The sequence below is a fragment of the Pandoraea sp. genome, from assembly GCF_041919235.1.
In the GTDB taxonomy this organism is placed as follows: domain Bacteria; phylum Pseudomonadota; class Gammaproteobacteria; order Burkholderiales; family Burkholderiaceae; genus Pandoraea.
In genome coordinates this window covers 66,960-85,235 of record NZ_JAYRUC010000012.1, presented here as the reverse complement: position 1 = coordinate 85,235, position 18,276 = coordinate 66,960, and the positions used below count along the sequence as shown (strand labels likewise).

Below are 18,276 nucleotides of genomic sequence, written 5' to 3'. Positions count from 1 at the left end.
CGGCCCATCCGAAACACTCAACCCGGCGACTAATGCAGACGATCCCTCCGCGCATCCGCAAGACTCTCCTTCTCGCGTTCACTGCCGCTGGCCTCGTTACCGCCTCGTTATCGGCGACGGCTGACGAATACAACAACGGTCCGACCGCCGCCGCACGAGCCGCTGCCGCCGCCGCTCAGGCCGGCAACGCCTCCAACCCCTCCACCCCCTCCAACCCCACCCAGACTGCCGCCGCGACGAATGCCGCGACGGCGGGCGCGTCCGATGCGCCGCAGCCGGTTGTCGAAGAGTCGCGGGTGCAGCGGGCCCAGAAGCTGCTCTCGAACGTGACCGACAAGGCGTCGGACGTGGTGCTTGGCGCGTTGAACTACATCGGCGTGCGCTACAAGTACGGCGGCAATACGCCGGACAGCGGTCTGGATTGCAGCGGCTTCGTGCGTTACGTCTTCCAGGACACGCTCAACTTCATGCTGCCGCGCCGCGCGGAAGAAATGAGCCGGGTGGGTGAGCGTATTGCCAAGACCGATCTGAAGCCGGGCGATCTGGTGTTCTTCAACACCATGCGCCGCAGCTTCTCGCACGTCGGTATCTATATTGGTGGCGACAAGTTCGTGCATGCGCCGGCCACGGGCGGCAAGATCCGCGTGGAAGACCTGCGCGAGTCGTATTGGTCGGCCCGTTACAATGGCGCCCGCCGTGTCGAAACGCTCAATGCCAGCGCTGAACTGACGCGCGTCGAGCAGCTCTTCAAGAACGACCATCCGATGTGAGGCATCGGTGTCCGCTGGGTTGGCGGATAGCGTTGCAAATGGAAATGCCGCCCAAATGGGCGGCATTTTCTTTTTCGGGAGGGGCGGGGTGCGCCGGGCCGCGCGGTTGGCGGGGCTTGGCGTCATGCCTCAGCGCGAGGCTTGAGGCATGCCGCGCGTGGCTTCGGTCTGGGCTTCGGCCAGCTTGCGTTGGATTTGCGGCCACATCTTCGCAACGGCCTCTTCGCCCGCCAGAATTGCCCGATTGCGGCCCTGGAAGTCCGATGCCCCCATCTTTGCAAGCGACGGGCGAATCACGACGTCCGCGTTCTTTTCCAACTCGTACTGCTTGATCGACTGGCCCATGATCGTAAACGTCTGCATGAGGATGTCGAACTGGCCCTGCGTTGCCTGCGCGGTCGGGTTGGCCGAAATGTCGACGGCAATCACGAAGTCGGCGCCCATCTGGCGAGCGTACTCGGCAGGTACCGGCGCGACCAGCCCGCCGTCGACGTAATCGCGCGTGCCGATATGCACGGGTTCGAACACGCCTGGCACGCTGCTCGACGCTCTGACGGCCTGTCCGGTATTGCCGCGACGGAACAGGATCGGCTCGCCGCTCTGCAAATCGGTGGCCACAATGCCCAACTGGCGGGGCATCTGCTCGATCGGACGGTCCTTGAGAATCTTGTTGATGTACGACTGTAGTGCTTCGCCGCGCAGCACCCCGCGTGAGCGCAATGGCATCGTCCAGTCGCTGATCGACGCTTCATCCATCGTCGAGGCGAGGCGATTGAGCTGGAAGCCGTTCAAGCCGGACGCGTACAGGGCGCCGACCACGCTGCCTGCGCTGGTGCCGACCACGATATCGGGGTGAATGCCGCGGGCTTCGAGGGCCTTGATCACGCCCACATGGGCGAAGCCACGGGCCGCGCCGCCGCCGAGTGCCAGGCCGATCTTGAGCGGCCGGACCACCTTGGGCGGCGCGATCGGGGTGGCGGGTGCCGACGGCGCTTGTGTGGCCGACGACGGGGTGGTGGTGGAGGTGTCCGGCGCGCCGCGCTGCGCGTCGATCGGCGGGGCGCTTGCGCACCCGGCCAGCACGGCAGCCACGGCAAGCGCGCTCAAGGCGGTGCGGGGTGATCCTGCGCGCCTGGTACGTTTTGCGCCAGGCGCGGGGGTGAGGGGACGCGCGGCGCGCGGCATGACGGGGGCGCGGTCGGCCGTCGGTGTGACAGCGCGGCGCAGCATTCGAATCAACGACAACAAGGGGGAAGCTCCGGCAGGGCAGGACAAACGTTCGCGGCGCCATCGCTCGTTGGAATGGGCGGCGATCGGCGTGCATCGATGCGCAATTTTACGGCGGTTGGAGCGGTGCGGGCACAAATCGGTTCACTTTTCGAGCGCATCATCGGCGTATGCGTATCGGCCAGGAACCTTCGATACGAAGGCTCGTCTTATTGGCCGCAACGCCGCAACGCCGCAACGCCGCAACGCCGCAACGCCGCAACGCCGCAACGCCGCAACGCCGCAACGCCGCAACGCCGCAACGCCGCAACGCCGCAACGCCGCAACGCCGCAACGCCGCAACGCCGCAACAGCGGCTGTGCTTTCCGGCTTTCCCTGTGCGTTGCGTTTCGAATGGCATGCCGTCGCCGCTTGCCGACGTTGTGCCTCGTGCTTCGGTGCCTCGTTAGTTGGGTAGTTGGGTGGAGCTGAGTCGCTCTATAGCTTCGTAGCGCCCCGGCTCCCGGCTCCCGGCTCCCGGCTCCCGGCTCCCGGCTCCCGGCTCCCGGCTCCCGGCTCCCGGCTCCCGGCTCCCGGCTCCCGGCTCCCGGCTCCCGGCTCCCGGCTCCCGGCTCCTGGCTCCCGGCTCCCGGCTCCTGGCTCCCGGCTCCCGGCTCCCGGCTCCTGGCTCCCGGCTCCCGGCTCCCGGCTCCCGGCTCCCGGCTCCCGGCTCCCGGCTCCCCGGCTCCCCGGCTCCCCGGCCCCCCGGCCCCCCCGGCCCCCCCGGCCCCCCCGGCCCCTTAGTTGCGCCGTCGCAGATTCCGTCTTCTGCGTTGTGGATCGTGAATATCTAAATTAATGCAAATAGCAATCATTTGCGTTAATAATGGATTTTCTTTATCCTGTTCCTCTCTACGAAACTACGACAGCGGGGCAATGGGTCATGACGGTGAACACAGTAGGCAAACTGGCGCGACTGGCGGTGCTCGGCACCACGATGGCTGCGGCCCTCGGCGCGCACGCGGACACCAACGGCGTGCTCAATCTCTATTCGGCGCGGCATTATCAAACCGACGAGCAGCTTTTCGGTGCCTTCACCCAACGGACTGGCATCAAGATCAACCGGATCGAAGCAGACGACGCCGCGCTGCTCGAACGTCTGAAAGGTGAGGGCGCGAAGAGCCCGGCTGACGTCATTCTGATGGTCGACGCCGCTCGTCTGGCCAAGGCCGACGAAGCCGGGCTGTTCCAACCGACCCGGTCGGCAACGCTCGATGTACGCATTCCGGCCAAGCTGCACGCGGCGAGCACGAAAGCGGGCACGGACTGGTACGGCTTTTCGACGCGGGCGCGTGTCATCGTCTACAACAAGGACAAAGTCGACCCGAAGACGGTGCAAACATACACCTCGCTCGCCGATCCGTCGCACAAGGGGCAAGTCTGCACGCGCTCGGGCTCGCACCCGTACATGCTCTCGCTGGTCGGCGCGCTGATTGCACGTGAAGGTGTGACGGCAACGCAGAAGTGGGCCGAAGGCATGGTGGCGAACTTCGCACGCGCGCCGCGCGGTGGCGACACCGACCAGATCAAGGCTGTGGCGACGGGGGAGTGCAGCGTGGCGCTTGCGAACTCGTACTACTACGTGCGCATGGCGCGCTCGGAGAAGCCGGAAGACAAGGCCCTGATGGCTAAGGTGGGCTTGATTTGGCCGGATCAGGCGGGTAAGGGCACGCATGTGAACGTCGCGGGTGCAGGCGTTGCGAAGCATGCGCCGAATCGCGCCAATGCCGTCAAGTTCCTGGAGTATCTGGCGAGCGACGATGCACAGCGATACTTCGCAAACGGCAACAACGAGTGGCCGGCCGTGCCGACAACCCAGGTCGACAACCCGGCGCTCGCGGCGCTCGGCGACTTCAAGGCGGAAGATGTGCCGATTGGCACCATCGCGAAGCATCTGCCCGAGGCACAGCGCATTCTTGATCGCGCTGGTTACAAGTAAAGCGGTGTGCGATCGCAGGGGCACGGAGTCCCCCTGATCGGTCGCGATGGCGCCGCGCTTTGAGCGAGGGCACCGGAGGGTTCCGGTGCCCTTTGGCGTTTACTGTGGCTCACGCGTTGCCTACGGCAACTATCGCGTTATCGCCGCTCGCCACCCCCCCCCCCCCCCCCCGCCACCCGCCACCCGCCGCCCGCCAACCGCCAACCGCCAACCGCCAACCGCCGCCGATCGGCTGGATCGGCTCAAACGGCTCTACAGGCTCAATCGATGTCGTCGCCGGGCTGATACATGTGGTAATCGCCCGTGGCGTAGACGCCCTTGTACGGGGTGGGTGATTCGTCTTCGTGATCGACCGGATGTGTCTCGACGACGCGCAGCGAGTCGCGTACCTGCGGTGGCTCGCATTCTGCGATCAGGCGCAGTGCTTCCGCCTCGTCCTCGGCTACCACATCGTAGGTGGTGACGAACTCGGGGGGCGGGCCATCGGGATCTTCGTCTTCCAGCGGCTCGTACCACTGACCTTCCACGATCAGATGCATCGTGCGCGCCGTGTCCGATTGGGCATCGCGTGCCGCACGCAGTGCCCACAGGGCGGCGTCGCTCCACTTATAGCGCTGCACGGCCTCCAGTGCCGACGCGAGCGCCTGGTCGTTGTTGCCCGATTGCTTGTGAGCGAGCGATAGCTCGGCAAGCACATCGGCCATCGACACGTTGCTGCCTTCGTCGTCGCGCTCGTGTTCGTGTTTGTGCAGCGCCTCGTAGGTGGCGATGGCGGCCTGCGGTTCGCCCTGTGCGTTGAACAGGTGCATGCGCAGTGCGATGGCGTTCTCCACGAAGGCGCGGCCGGCCTGGGCCAGGTGCGGGCTTTCCAGCACGCGATCGAGGCGCGTTTGCGCAGACGAGAAGTCGCCGTGGCGGGCGAGGGCGTTCGCATGATTGAAGTCGACGATCACCAGATCTTCGTCCGGCGCGCAGTTGCCTGCGGCCTCGTACGCCTCGATGGCGGCGGGGAAGCGTCCGAGATCGGAGCGGTAGTTGCCGAGCAGTTGCCACAACAGCCAGACGCCTGGCGCATGGGCCACTCCGGCTTCGAGTACGGCCACGGCCTGCTCGACTTCGTCCATGTCGGCGTAGGCCATGGCCTGCACCTCGTAGGCGCCCGAGTACTGCATCGACTCGAGTCGTTTGCCGATCTCCAGTGCCGACTCGGGGTCGCCGGCTTCGAGGTGGGCAAAGGCTTCCGCCATCAAATCGTCTTGCTCGGACATCGCAAATTCTCCTTCGGGAACAACTTTGGGGGAAGGCATGCCGGCGGCCAGCGCTCGGCACCGCCCCATCATATAACAGACATCGTGACAGTCCCGCGCCGCGGCAGCACGGCCCGGCGACGAGGCGACAAGCACGGGGAAAGGGGCGCAGCAGGGCGCCGCAATGAAAAAGCCGCGACACGGATGTCGCGGCTTTTTCGTGTGATGCGCGGGGGCGGAATCAGCCGCCGCGGCGCATCAGGTCGAAGAACTCGGCGTTGTTCTTCGTCTGCTTGATCTTGCCCAGCAGGAATTCCATTGCTTCGGCCTCGTCCATGTCGTAGATGAGCTTGCGCAGCACCCAGATCTTTTGCAGGATTTCCGGTTTGATGAGCAGCTCTTCGCGGCGTGTGCCCGACTTGTTCAGGTTGATCGCCGGGTAGACGCGCTTTTCCGCGAGGCGGCGCTCAAGGTGCACTTCCATGTTGCCGGTGCCCTTGAATTCTTCGTAGATCACGTCGTCCATGCGGCTGCCGGTTTCGATCAGCGCGGTGGCGATGATCGTAAGCGAGCCGCCTTCCTCGACGTTACGTGCGGCGCCGAAGAAACGCTTCGGGCGCTGCAGCGCGTTGGCATCCACACCGCCGGTGAGCACCTTGCCCGATGCCGGAATCACGGTATTGTAGGCGCGGGCCAGACGTGTGATCGAGTCCAGCAGAATGATCACGTCTTCTTTCATTTCGATCAGGCGCTTGGCCTTCTCGATCACCATTTCGGCGACTTGCACGTGGCGCGTGGCCGGTTCGTCGAACGTCGACGCGATCACTTCGCCGCGCACCGAGCGCTGCATTTCGGTCACTTCCTCGGGGCGCTCGTCGATGAGCAGCACGAAGAGTTTGGCTTCCGGATGGTTGGCCGTGATCGCGTGGGCGATGTGCTGCAACATCACGGTCTTGCCGGACTTCGGCGAGGCGACCAGCAGCCCGCGCTGGCCCTTGCCGATCGGGGCGATCATGTCGATGATGCGGCCCGTGACGTTTTCTTCGCCGCGAATGTCGCGCTCGAGCAGCAGCGGCTTGTTCGGATGCAGCGGCGTGAGGTTCTCGAACAGGATCTTGTGTTTCGAGGCCTCGGGCGGATGGCCGTTGACCTTGTCGACCTTGACCAACGCGAAATAACGCTCGCCATCCTTTGGCGTACGCACTTCCCCTTCGATCGTGTCGCCGGTATGCAGGTTGAAGCGGCGAATCTGCGACGGGCTGATATAGATATCGTCCGTGCTGGCCAGATACGACGTCTCCGGGGAGCGCAGGAAACCGAAGCCGTCCGGCAGCACCTCGAGCGTACCGTCGCCATAGATCGTTTCGCCGGTCTTTGCGCGCTTCTTCAGAATGGCGAACATCAGCTCCTGCTTGCGAAGGCGGTTGGCGTTCTCGATATCGAGACCGTTCGCCATTTCAAGCAGTTCGGAGACGTGCTGGGACTTTAGTTCGGATAAATGCATACGGAGGTGCCGTCCAAGGGACGACAAGTGAAGGATCAGGGAAAAGTGAGCGAACGCTCGAAGAACTTTGAGAAGCTTGTTGCCGGATTATATAGCAAGCAGCGTCGGGCGCAAGCTCTGCGCCGCTTGCCCGGTGCCGGGCTGTCGCACTGTGGCGACAAAGGCCCCGGCACCCGCCGTTATCGGCGTGGGATTACAGGTGCTGGTCGAGAAACGCGGTGAGCTGACCTTTCGCCAGTGCGCCGACCTTCTGGCCAGCGACGGCGCCGTTCTTGAACAGAATCAGCGTCGGGATGCCGCGAATGCCGAACTTGGCCGGCGTGGCCTGATTGTCGTCCACGTTGATCTTGGCGACCTGCACCTTGTCGCCATATTCTTTGGCCACGTCTTCCAGGATCGGGGCGATCATCTTGCACGGACCGCACCACTCCGCCCAGAAGTCGAGAAGCACCGGCTTGTCGGAATTCAAAACATCCGCCTCGAAGGTGGCGTCGGAGATGTGCTTGATATGTTCGCTCATGAGTATTGTTGCCTCGTCTGACTATTCGGAAACGTCCGGTGAAAACAGCGCGCTTTCATCGACGCCGGAGATGTCACCCAGCTTTCCCGGGCGTGCATTCTCCATATGGAGGCTGCACTTGCGGGCTTCAATAGCGTTCGCCAATGCAGTTTGTGCTCATCTTAGCGGAAATCGCAAACGCATGCGCGCGCCGCCTCCCCATGCGGCGACCCGCCCGCCGACGCACCGGCGCCCCACAAACTTGCACGGCGGGCTTCTGTTGACGCGTCGACTCTGGTAGAATCTATTCCTGACGGGCCTCCTCGCATGGTGGCGCGGCCAATCTGGTCAGGTCGGGAACGAAGCAGCCACAACCGTTTTCTGCCAGTGCCGAGGGTCAGGCTCGTCACCTACCTCTTTGTATTCTCGATGTTCTCCGCGCGTTCTGCGCATATTCCACTGCCGTCCGAACCTGCCTCGCGTCGTTCCCGTTATGGGTGCACAAGGTGCCGCTGACCTCGTTTGTCGCTGCCCATTCGCTTTGGACGCGACCGCCGTTTTGCTGCGTATCGCCGCGTTTCGCCGCGTTTCGCCGCGTATCGCGTGGGTCGGACGGGCTTGGTAGAATCGCCCAGCAATTTTTTCTATCGCACCGATAGCGCGCCGGATTTCGCTGGCGCAAGACGTCCGATCGGGTGTGGACTTCGGTGCGGGAGCGCACCGCCGAACTGTTACAATTTGGCATGACCTATCAAGTACTCGCGCGCAAATGGCGCCCCAAAGGCTTCTCGACCCTGGTGGGCCAGGAGCATGTCGTGCGTGCATTGACCCACGCGCTCGAGCAACAGCGTCTGCATCACGCCTACTTGTTTACCGGTACGCGGGGCGTCGGCAAGACAACGCTCTCGCGCATTCTGGCCAAAGCACTCAATTGCGAGACGGGGATTACCGCCGAGCCATGTGGCGTGTGCCGGGCCTGCCGGGCCATCGACGAAGGGCGCTTCGTCGATTACGTCGAAATGGATGCGGCGTCGAATCGCGGCGTCGACGAAATGACGTCGCTGCTCGAAAAGGCGGTCTACGCGCCGGCGGACGCCCGCTTCAAGGTCTACATGATCGACGAAGTGCATATGCTCACGGGCCACGCGTTCAACGCGATGCTCAAGACGCTGGAAGAGCCGCCCGCGCACGTCAAATTCATTCTGGCGACGACCGATCCACAGAAGATCCCGGTCACCGTGCTCTCGCGCTGCCTGCAATTCAATCTCAAGCAGATGCCGGCGGGACACATCGTGTCGCACCTCACGAATATTCTCGGCGAGGAAGGGATCGAGAACGAGCCGCAGGCGTTGCGCCTGCTCGCGAAAGCGGCGAGCGGCAGCATGCGCGACGCGTTGTCGCTCACCGATCAGGCCATTGCCTATGCTGCGGGCCCGCTGACCGAGACCGCCGTGCGCGGCATGCTCGGCGCGATCGATCAGAGCGTGCTCGTGCGGCTGCTGGATGCGCTCAAGGACGAATCGCGCATCGATCTGCTGGCCGTTGCCGACGAAATGGCCGAGCGCAGCTTCTCGTTCGCGGCAGGATTGCAGGATCTCGGCAGCTTGCTGCACAAGATCGCATTGGCGCAATACGCGCCCCAAGCGGTTTCCGACGAGTGGCCGGAAGCGGCGGACGTGCGGCGTCTGGCCGAAGCGTTGTCGCCCGAAGCCGTCCAGCTCTATTACCAGATCGCCACGCGTGCGCGCGGCGAACTCGGCCTGGCTCCTGACGAATACACCGGTTTTTCGATGGCATTGCTGCGTATGGCGGCGTTTACGCCATTGCTCGCGGGCGGCACGCTCGCCGAGCCGCCAACGCCGCAAGCGGCCACTGCGCGTGCTGCGACGCCCGCGGCTGCGTCGTTGCGCGCACCGTCGATGGAACCGGTTCGTGCGTCGTCGTCGGCGTCGGCGGTGGCCCCGTCGTCGACGCCGACGCCGAAGAGTTCGCCGTCTGCCGCGTCTGCCGCGTCTGCGGCGCAGCCCGAGGGGCGTCGCGCGCCGGCGGCCCGTAACAGCGCGTCGACCGACGGCTCACCGGGCGCACCAGTTTCGCCTGCCCGAGCGGCGCTCGCCGCGCTCAATGCGGGGCGCAAGGGCACCGCAGGGCGTGCCGGCGCGGGCGGAGCCAGCGCCAGTCGCGGCAGCACGTCGCGTGCATCGGAAGATACACCGGCTGGCGCCGATCCGGAGCCCGAGCCTGCGGCGTCTGCGGCGGCGGCCCCGGCAGCCCCGGCGCGCGCCTGCGTCTATCGCGACGCCGAGGGTACTGCGCCGGTCTTTACCGGCGAATGGCCGGCGCTGGCCGCATCACTCCCGGCACGCGGCCTCGCTCAACAACTGGCGTTTCAGAGCGAACTGACCGAAGTGGCCGGCCGCGCGCTGCATCTGCGGGTGCCGTTGCGTCAATTGGCCGATGCGGCCACGGTCGACAAGCTGCGTCAGACGCTGAGCGAGCAGTTCGGCACCGAGGTGCAATTGCAGGTCGAGCTAGGGCCGGTGGGCACGACGGCCGCGTCGCTCGCCGCTGAAGCCTCGGCGGCGCGGCAGCGCGCCGCGGAGCAGGCGATTGCCGGCGATCCGCTGGTGCGCGAACTGATCGACGAATTCGATGCCCAGATCCTGCCCGGCAGCATTCGCCCGGTACAATAAGCGCGTTCGCAGTCGCGATTCGGTGCCGGGTTTTCGATAAACTTCCCCAAACACGCGTTTCACACGCTGCACGCACCTCATACGATCTACTTAGGAGTCAAGATGCTGAAAGGAAACATCGCGGGTCTGATGAAACAGGCTCAGCAAATGCAGGAAAACATGAAGAAGGCGCAGGAGCAGCTTGCCCAGATCGAAGTCGAGGGGCAGTCGGGTGCCGGTCTGGTGAAGGTTGTAATGACGTGCAAGAACGACGTGCGTCGCGTCACCATCGATCCGAGCCTGCTGGCAGACGACAAGGACATGCTCGAAGATCTCGTGGCGGCCGCTTTCAACGACGCAGTGCGCAAGGCCGAAGCCACCGCGCAGGAAAAGATGGGCGGCCTCACCGCCGGTCTGCCGTTGCCGCCGGGCTTCAAGATGCCGTTCTGAGCATCGTTCGCCCGCTTCAAGAGAAAGACGACGCATGCCCCAGCTCTCGAGTCTGCAGGAACTTGTCGATGCCCTGCGCGCGTTGCCGGGCGTCGGTCCGAAGTCCGCGCAACGCATCGCTTACCACCTGCTGCAACGTGACCGTAAGGGCGCCGTGCGGCTGGGGGAAGCGCTGGTGCATGCGTCCGAGCAAATTCGCCACTGCGCGCGCTGCAACACATTTTCCGAAGTCGACATCTGCGAAACGTGTCTCGATTCCGAGCGCGACACAAGCCTGCTGTGCGTGGTGGAGACGCCTGCCGATCAGAACATGCTCGAGCAGACGATGACCTTCAAAGGGCTGTATTTCGTGCTCATGGGGCATCTCTCGCCGCTCGACGGCGTGGGCCCCGGCGAGATTCACTTCGAGCAGTTGATCCACCGCGCCACCGACGGCGTGGTCAAGGAAGTGGTGCTCGCCACCAACTTCACCAACGAAGGCGAAGCCACCGCGCACTATCTGGGGCAGATGCTCAAGGCGCGCGGTTTGCGTGTGAGCCGGCTGGCGCGAGGCGTGCCCGTCGGGGGCGAGCTCGAGTATGTAGACGCCGGCACCATCGCTCGTGCCGTGCTCGACCGTCATACGCTCTGAGCATGACGCGCCTGTGACGCGCTCCGCGTTTGCGCTTAGGTACTGCTCCTCTCATCCAATCGGATTAGCTGTTATTCGGTATTTGTACCCCCACCCCGGTCTTCTAGACTGAATCTGCCGAATCGAGGACCCAACAGCACGGGGAACACAACCACTCTCAAGCGGCGCGGGGCCGTATACCTGTCGTGTCGATCCGGTCAAAGACCAAAAAACGGCGCACAGGCACTGCTTAGGCAGGGAGTTAAGGTATGGCTAACGATACCGGGCGCACCCTGATTTATGCTTCCCGAAAGCACAACGACGGTTTGCTGTCGTTTCTCGGAGAGCAAGGCTGGCAAGTTGCGCCGGCCAAGAGCGCCAGCGACGTCAGTCGCATTTTGAATCCGGGGACCACCAGCGCAGCGCTCATCGATCTGGCAAGCGGTTACAGCGATCGCGAGATGGGCGCTTTCCAAGCCTGCATGCAGCCCGCCACGGTCGGCTGGGTTGCAGCGACGAATCCCGAGCAGCTCACGGCAACGTCGATCCGGCGGCTGATTCGCGACTACTGCTTCGATTACGTCAACGTTCCCTGCACCAACGATCAGCTCGCCCACACCATCGGTCATGCCTGGGGCATGGCGTCGCTCTCGGAAGTGCCGATCTTCACGCCGCAAGTCGGCGGCGATCAGGAGATGGTCGGGACGTGCGAGGCCATGCAGCAACTCTTTCGCACCATCCGCAAGGTAGCGGCGACCGATGCCCCCGTGTTCATCTTCGGTGAGTCGGGCACGGGCAAGGAATTGAGCGCGGTCGCCATTCACGAGCGCTCCATGTGCGCCAAGGGACCGTTCGTCGCAATCAATTGCGGGGCGATTCCGCCGCATCTCATGCAGTCCGAATTATTCGGCTACGAGCGTGGCGCCTTTACTGGCGCCAATGCGCGCAAGATCGGCCGGGTCGAGTCTGCCAATGGCGGCACGCTGTTTCTCGATGAAATCGGCGATCTGCCGATCGAGAGCCAGGCGAGCCTGTTGCGCTTCTTGCAGCAGGGCGCGATCGAGCGTCTGGGCGGTCACGAAGTCATTCCGGTCAACGTGCGCATCATTTCCGCGACGCACGTCGACCTGGAGACGGCCGTCAAGGAAGGGCGCTTCCGCATGGATCTGTTCCACCGCCTGTGCGTGCTGCGTGTCGACGAGCCGCCGCTGCGTGCGCGCGGGCAGGACATCGAGATTCTCGCGCATCACGTTCTGCAACGCTTCAAGGGCGACAACCATCGCAAGATCCGCGGTTTCACGCAGTGCGCGGTGCAGGCGATGTATGAATATCATTGGCCGGGCAACGTGCGGGAGCTGATCAACCGCGTGCGCCGCGCCATTGTCATGGCCGACAGTCGCATGATTTCGGCCAAGGATCTCGACCTGCTGCCGTGGGTGCCGACGCTGGTACGCACGCTTGAGGAAATTCGTGCCGAGGCCGAACGAACGGCCATCGAGCAGGCATTGCTGCGCCACTGTCACCGTCTGACCGACGTGGCCGCAGAGCTGGGCATTTCACGCATTACCCTGTATCGGCTCATGTGCCGATACGGAATGCGTGGTGACGAATCGGGCGTGCCGGCCTGATATCTTCTGGCGAAGAGAGGGCGGCCGTCCTGCGATGAGCAGGGCGGTCGTTTCTTTTTGGGCTCCTGAAGATCGTCACGTCGCTGCGTCCGGAAGGGCTGCAAGACCTTGATTTCTTCCCTGTCCTCGCGATCTGCGACTTCTGCCGTCGCTAATGACGACGAGCGATTCCGGCGATCCTCTCCGCTCTTGCCTTGACCGTTTGTCGTACGCATTGCGTTGCCCCGCCGATCGGCCGATCACGCTCTGCGCTGCCATTCAGGTCCGGATGTCAGGTCCCGATGTCAGGTCTGGATGCAATGCGTCGATACGCGCCTCGTGCCTCGCACATCACACGCCACGACGCCGCCTCGAAGCGAATCGCACGAGACGATGCCGTGCGCGTCGCCGCGAGCGGAAACGGGTGCCGAGGGTTGTCCCGCAGACACATCAAAGATGAAACATCCGAAGCCACGGACGGCGTCGTGCGAAGCGTGGGTACACGTGATGTCGCTGCGCCGTTCTGGCGAAACATGGCAAATCTGCCGCAATGCTGTCGCGCGAAACCCGCGTCGGCCGGGCCTCTTCGGCACGCGTCGCTGACCACGCCGATATCGTTCGCAGTTCGGAATGTTTGTCGAATACGTCGGTGCAGTGACACAGGCGTCTTTGCGGGGACCACGTATCAATGCTGAAACGTTTTCGCACACATGGTCGCGGAGGCCTGGGTGCTGGAATTATTTGCGTCAACGTTTTCAATGACTTAAGTGGGGTGGCACGGAAGTCGCTTTATTGTCCCGGGCAAGGAGGGCAAAGCGATGCGAATTCTCACCACCGAACTGAACTACCGCGTACGACAAAGTGCAGGCGCTCTGGGCGCCGCCATCGCCGTGACGCTGGGTCTGTGCGCCGCACCGGCGCAAGCCCAAGATTTCTCCCGCTCGCCGCTCCTGCATGTGGCGATGCTCACGGGCTCGATGGTGCCGGCATCGTTTGCAACGGCCTTGCCACCGACGCGGGTCTCGGACGCCGACGCCGCGATGGTAGTGCCGGTGGCGGATGTGACGTCGCTCGCGATTCAAGCGACGCTGGACGAAGCACCGGCCGTCGCCAGCCGTGATGTGACGGACAACGCCGCTGGACACAACGACTCCGTCGCGTCGGGAATGCCAATTGCGGCGGCCCGCATCGATGACGAACAACTCGGGAGCCAGCGCGGCCGCAATTTGCAGGGCGGCGCAATGGTCCGGTCACCCGGAATGGTGCTCGCCAACGGCGTTACGTTGTGGGACGAACTGCCTGGCGCCGTGGCGCCGACACCGCGTCCGCAACAACTGTCGAATGGCATGAACAACGTTCAGGTGATGCGTGTGACCTACACGACGCGGTGAACGACATGACCCAACACACCATCACGCACACCGCCAGCGCCTTCGTCACGATGATCGTGGCGCTGACCCCGGTGATGCTCCCCGGCCGCGCGCACGCAGAACCTGCGACGCCGGGTGACCTGGTGGTCGAGCGCAACATTGGCCCGCAAATCGCTTATCGCGGCCTGCCGCGCGAGCAGAACCCGATTGCCATCGCGGTGCCGACCTTCCCGACGGGGCCGTTCGATGCCGCCATGGGGGCGGTGAATCAGGTCACAGATAGCGAACTGACGGGCCGTGGCTCGGTCGGTCTCGTGACCGGCGCCGTGCAATCGGGCATCAACCCGGTAATGGGGGTGCTCGTGGGCAATGCCCGCGGCGGCAACGCGCTGAATACCTCCAACGGCGTGGGCGGCGGCTTTGGCGCCGGTGCAGGCGGAGGCGGCGGAATCGGCGGTATCGGCACGCTGGTGCCGTCGGTGATCAATTCGGCACTCGCGCCGCTCACGAGCATCGGTGCGGCAGGAGCGGCCAAATGAGCGCACATCGCGCCCTCCCTCTGGCGCTAGCGGCCGTGCTGAGCGCGCTCGCCGGGGTGTCGTCGGCACAAGACGTGTGGATCGTGAACGGCGAACTCGCCGGCACGCACGCCACCATCGAGAACGGTGTGGCAGTGGGCGTGACGGGTGCGCTGGGCGTGAATCAGGCCGCTGGTGTGAACAATGCCCAAGCCAACAGCGCGGTCATCGCGAACGGCGGCGGGCTCACGGCCGGCGCGTCGAGCACGAACCAACAAGCACTCGTCACTACGACGACCGGCGCGGCCAGCGCCGCAATTCAAGGCAACGCATTTTCAGGCACCTCGGGGCTGACGCAAGTCAACCAGGCGAGCGGTGCCGGCAATCTTCAACGCAACGCGACCGTCATTGTGACTGGCGATGCGTCTGGAGTGGCGAGCGTATCGGATACGGCACTGTCCGCTGCGATCTCCAAGGGTGGCCCGGCTGGGCGCGACAACCTCAACGATCAATTCCGCACGGCGTCGATTTCCGGTGACGCCTTCCGCGGGGCGAGCGGGGTGGTCCAAGTGAACCAGTCGGCTGGGATAGGCAATGTAACCGCAAATGTTTTTGTGCTCCGTCCCCCGGCGGGCACATCTTTTTAACTGGGTAACTCTCTCGTCAAGGAGATGGTCATGAAAACGAAAGCAATTGCAGCGGCCGCACTGCTGGTAGCAACGGGTAGCGCCATGGCGTCACCCGATCACCAGCAGTACAGCTTCTCGTTCATCGGCAACGAGACCAACGTTCTGAATCTGGTGGGCATTTTCGGTCTGATCGGCATTCGCGGTTGCGTCACGGTGGACAACACCGGCAACGCCGTCGTGCAAAGCAACCAGAGCGTCGATGTACACAATGTGAACCTCACGGGTCCGCTGCTTGGCAACTACACCACCGGTCATGTGACCTACGGCGTCGATTCGAAGACCACCACGGTCTCGAATCAGGGTAGCGCCTATCTGATCGGCGGCACGACCACGACCTCGTTCGACAACACGACATCGTGGGTGAATGCTTCGGCCAACGGTCACCTGAACACCAGCCAGGCCTTTCAGGCGGGTGCCGGGTATGTGGCCGGTCAGTCGAGCTCTGGCTCGGGCGGTTTCGTCGCTGGCGGCGGGTATCAGTACTCGAACATCGCGGGTGGCGGCGGCATCATCGGTGGCGGCGTGATTCCGCTGCCGGGCGGCCTCGCGCTGTATGGCGGCTACCTTGTCGGCAACTTCGGTGCGGGTCAGGGTTCGGCCTGGGGTGGCTATGCCTACGGCCAGCAGTCGCAGCAGGCAGCAGGCTTCCTCGCGTCTGGCTTCCTGAACACGCAGAAGAGCTTCGATGCGGCGTTCCACGGCGTGTTCAACGAAGGTCAGGCGTCGGTGTCGAGCGAGTCGATCGCCTCGGGAGCAATGTGGGGCTTCTCCGACACGTTCATGAAGTCGAGCACTTGGGTCAAGGGTGCGATGACGGTTCACTTCAACACAGCGCAATACCAGACGATGGGTGCAACGCTGGGCAACGGTGCGCTGGCTAACGCCAACGGCAACATCGGTGTGAACGTGGCTGCAGGCGCCGACAACGCCCAGGCCAACAACGTTGCGATCGCTTCGCTCAACGCTCAGCCGGTGTATGCCTCGGCGCAGGTGTTCGCGAACCAGTCGTCGAAGGGCTCGGCCAGCATCTCGCAGTTCTATGTGAACTCCAGCGTGGGTGACAACGCCCTCGCCGGTGCGACCGGCAACGTCGGCGTGAACGTGGCTGCGGGTGTGGGCAACGTGCAGCAAAACGGCCTGGCCGCTGCGGTTTCGCAAGGCGGGAACGGCTGGCACACGGGCGGTGCGGCTAACGCGACGGCACAAACCGACCAGAAGGCCAGGATGCACGCTTCGGGCGACTTCATCGCCACCGCTTCGCTGGGCAACGGCGCACTCGCCTGGGCTAGCGGCAACGTCGGCGTGAACGTGGCTTCGGGTATCGGCAACGTGCAGGCCAACAGCCTCGCCATCTCGGCAATCAAGTGATGTACCTAACCGGTCCGGGCAATCCCGGACCGGTTTTTTTGTGAGGTGTGTCATGAACGATGTGCGTCGTGCCGCAGTGAGGATCGCTACTGTTTGCGCTCTGGCGTGCGCAAGCGTGGCTGGGCACGCGCAGTATGCATCGGTGAACCTCGAGTCTTCGACCGGCGTACCGGCGGTCAAGAAGATTCGCTCGTTCAAGGCGATGCACTACGTGAATCTGGTCCAGCAGGAATACGACTTCAGTTGTGGATCCGCAGCCCTCGCAACGCTGCTGCGCTATGGCTACGGGATCAACATTCCCGAGCCCGAACTGATTCAGCGAATGATGGCGTTCTCCAACCCGGAAACGGTCATCAGGAATGGCTTCTCGATGCTCGACATGAAGAAATTCGTGGAGACGCTTGGGCTCGAGGGGCGAGGTTTCAAAGTCGACATCAACGCACTGTATGACCTGAAGATCCCGGTCATCGCGCTGATCGACGTCAACGGCTATCAGCACTTTGTGGTCATCAAGGCAGCGAAGGACGGACGCGTGTTCCTGTCCGATCCGGCGCTAGGCAATCGCATTATCGAGCAAGCCGATTTTGCCAAGCAGTGGAACGGCTTGGTGCTGGCGGTCATCGGCAAGCCGTTTCTGGAGGATTCACCGCTGCTCAAAGGAAACGAGTCCCTGGCGGTCAAGTTGCGCGACAGCGCCTTGGCGACCGGGACATCACCGACCCCGATGGTGGACTTTGGCCTCATCCGGGCGGATCTGTTTTGAGACCAGACCATCATGAACCGATATGTCCCGATGCTGGCTATCCCGCTGATTGCAAGTGCCGTGCCGGCCTTTGCATCGAGCGTGGTACCCGAGAGCTGGACGCCCGTGAGCGACGAAGTGCTCTCGCACGCGACCGGCAAGTACGCGCAACAGAACATGATCACGGGCTTCCAGCTCGTGATGCAGTCGCAATGGCAAATGCCGACCGGTGCGAGCCTGATGGCCACCGGTGTGCTGGGCGTGAATCAAAGCGGCGGTGGCTATCACGTACAGACCGGCGCCGCGACCGGCATCATCCCCGGTCTTGTGCCCGCAACGGCGCCCATCACGCAGGCAGTCGCGGGCGCGGCGAGCGTGCTCGTGAATGGTGTCGCACAGATTACGCAAGTTGCGGGAAACGCGAACAACGCACTGAATAAAGCCATCATTCAGTTTGCGCCTGGGGTAACGATCGCCACGTTGGTGCCGCTCAACGGGCAGGGCGCGAACGGATCGCATACCACGGTGGGCAATCTGAGCGCCAGCGTGGCCATCACGTCGGCGGGCATGCAGATCTCGCTCAACACGCCGAACGGCAACCTTGGCCAGAGCGTGGGCGGTGGCGCCGGCGCGGCGATGAACCAGATCATGCAGGTCGTGCAGGTCGCGGGTAACGCCCAGCAAGTCATGAACACGATGCAACTGAATCTGCAGACGAGCCCGCTCACCTCGGGTGCGCTACGTCAGGCCGGCATTCAGAACGCCATGGCGAACATGGTCGCCATTCGCCGATGAACTGAAGTGCAAGTGAAGTGACGGCGTCGCGCATCCGTGCATGGACAGGGCGACGCCGGCAGCAGTGCCTGGCAGGTCAAAGCGTCGCCGGACACCAAGACAATGAGAAGTGGGGCACCGCCGCAGAGCGATCGCGGCTTACAAGAAGGTGATGTCGGCAGAGCCCGGGCATTGCACGTCAATACGCATCGCAACGGGTTTCGTACGCATCGCCCCGCAGTCGAGCAGCA

The 18,276-nt window shown here is 63.8% G+C and carries 16 protein-coding genes and 1 other RNA gene; 13 read left to right on the top strand and 4 right to left on the bottom strand.

Features of this window, described 5'->3' with window-relative positions:
* The first annotated feature begins 32 nt into the window (after positions 1–32).
* A complete protein-coding gene (locus ACE3UG_RS11715) occupies positions 33–770 on the top strand; it encodes a C40 family peptidase (protein WP_374623917.1) in 738 nt (245 codons plus the stop codon).
* A 129-nt stretch (positions 771–899) separates the two neighbouring features.
* On the opposite strand, the gene ACE3UG_RS11710 is transcribed toward ACE3UG_RS11715, so the two are convergent.
* Positions 900–2,000, bottom strand: coding sequence for a patatin-like phospholipase family protein (locus tag ACE3UG_RS11710; protein ID WP_374624086.1), 1,101 nt, complete (start codon positions 1,998–2,000; stop codon positions 900–902).
* A 919-nt stretch (positions 2,001–2,919) separates the two neighbouring features.
* Here ACE3UG_RS11710 and ACE3UG_RS11705 point away from each other — a divergent pair.
* On the top strand, positions 2,920–3,975 hold the full coding sequence (locus tag ACE3UG_RS11705) for an extracellular solute-binding protein (RefSeq protein WP_374623914.1): 1,056 nt from the start codon (positions 2,920–2,922) through the stop codon (positions 3,973–3,975).
* A 260-nt stretch (positions 3,976–4,235) separates the two neighbouring features.
* Here the strand turns inward: ACE3UG_RS11705 and ACE3UG_RS11700 are convergent, their stop codons facing one another.
* From ACE3UG_RS11700 to trxA, 3 genes are all read right to left on the bottom strand, one after another.
* On the bottom strand, positions 4,236–5,243 hold the full coding sequence (locus ACE3UG_RS11700) for a tetratricopeptide repeat protein (protein ID WP_374623911.1): 1,008 nt from the start codon (positions 5,241–5,243) through the stop codon (positions 4,236–4,238).
* Between the two features lie 220 nt (positions 5,244–5,463).
* A complete protein-coding gene (rho, locus tag ACE3UG_RS11695) occupies positions 5,464–6,726 on the bottom strand; it encodes a transcription termination factor Rho (protein WP_374623908.1) in 1,263 nt (420 codons plus the stop codon).
* Positions 6,727–6,919: 193 nt separating this feature from the next.
* On the bottom strand, positions 6,920–7,246 hold the full coding sequence (gene trxA, locus ACE3UG_RS11690; RefSeq protein ID WP_374623905.1) for a thioredoxin TrxA: 327 nt from the start codon (positions 7,244–7,246) through the stop codon (positions 6,920–6,922).
* A gap of 291 nt (positions 7,247–7,537) precedes the next feature.
* On the opposite strand from trxA, the gene ffs reads away from it, so the two are divergent.
* From ffs to ACE3UG_RS11635, 11 genes are all read left to right on the top strand, one after another.
* An RNA gene (gene ffs / locus ACE3UG_RS11685) (signal recognition particle sRNA small type) lies at positions 7,538–7,636 on the top strand.
* A gap of 332 nt (positions 7,637–7,968) precedes the next feature.
* The gene (dnaX, locus tag ACE3UG_RS11680; protein WP_374623902.1) at positions 7,969–9,918 is read left to right on the top strand and encodes a DNA polymerase III subunit gamma/tau; all 1,950 of its coding nucleotides are present in this window, start codon (positions 7,969–7,971) and stop codon (positions 9,916–9,918) included.
* 102 nt (positions 9,919–10,020) lie between these two features.
* Positions 10,021–10,347 carry a YbaB/EbfC family nucleoid-associated protein gene (locus tag ACE3UG_RS11675; protein WP_010807314.1) on the top strand — a complete coding sequence of 109 codons (327 nt, stop codon included), beginning with the start codon at positions 10,021–10,023 and terminating at the stop codon, positions 10,345–10,347.
* A 34-nt stretch (positions 10,348–10,381) separates the two neighbouring features.
* Positions 10,382–10,978 (top strand): recombination mediator RecR, encoded by a 597-nt coding sequence (gene recR / locus ACE3UG_RS11670; RefSeq protein ID WP_374623898.1) that lies wholly within the window; start codon positions 10,382–10,384, stop codon positions 10,976–10,978.
* Positions 10,979–11,226: 248 nt separating this feature from the next.
* On the top strand, positions 11,227–12,585 hold the full coding sequence (locus tag ACE3UG_RS11665; RefSeq protein WP_374623895.1) for a sigma 54-interacting transcriptional regulator: 1,359 nt from the start codon (positions 11,227–11,229) through the stop codon (positions 12,583–12,585).
* Positions 12,586–13,382: 797 nt separating this feature from the next.
* On the top strand, positions 13,383–13,955 hold the full coding sequence (locus ACE3UG_RS11660) for a hypothetical protein (protein WP_374623891.1): 573 nt from the start codon (positions 13,383–13,385) through the stop codon (positions 13,953–13,955).
* Positions 13,956–13,960: 5 nt separating this feature from the next.
* The gene (locus ACE3UG_RS11655; protein WP_374623888.1) at positions 13,961–14,473 is read left to right on the top strand and encodes a hypothetical protein; all 513 of its coding nucleotides are present in this window, start codon (positions 13,961–13,963) and stop codon (positions 14,471–14,473) included.
* Positions 14,470–15,099 carry a hypothetical protein gene (locus ACE3UG_RS11650; protein ID WP_374623885.1) on the top strand — a complete coding sequence of 210 codons (630 nt, stop codon included), beginning with the start codon at positions 14,470–14,472 and terminating at the stop codon, positions 15,097–15,099. The genes ACE3UG_RS11655 and ACE3UG_RS11650 overlap by 4 nt, the downstream gene beginning before the upstream one ends.
* Before the next feature lie 30 nt (positions 15,100–15,129).
* The gene (locus ACE3UG_RS11645; protein WP_374623882.1) at positions 15,130–16,509 is read left to right on the top strand and encodes a hypothetical protein; all 1,380 of its coding nucleotides are present in this window, start codon (positions 15,130–15,132) and stop codon (positions 16,507–16,509) included.
* Positions 16,510–16,561: 52 nt separating this feature from the next.
* Positions 16,562–17,272 carry a C39 family peptidase gene (locus ACE3UG_RS11640; protein WP_374623879.1) on the top strand — a complete coding sequence of 237 codons (711 nt, stop codon included), beginning with the start codon at positions 16,562–16,564 and terminating at the stop codon, positions 17,270–17,272.
* A gap of 12 nt (positions 17,273–17,284) precedes the next feature.
* Positions 17,285–18,046: a hypothetical protein gene (locus ACE3UG_RS11635; protein ID WP_374623877.1), complete on the top strand. Its 762-nt coding sequence runs from the start codon at positions 17,285–17,287 to the stop codon at positions 18,044–18,046.
* The last annotated feature ends 230 nt before the right edge of the window (positions 18,047–18,276 follow it).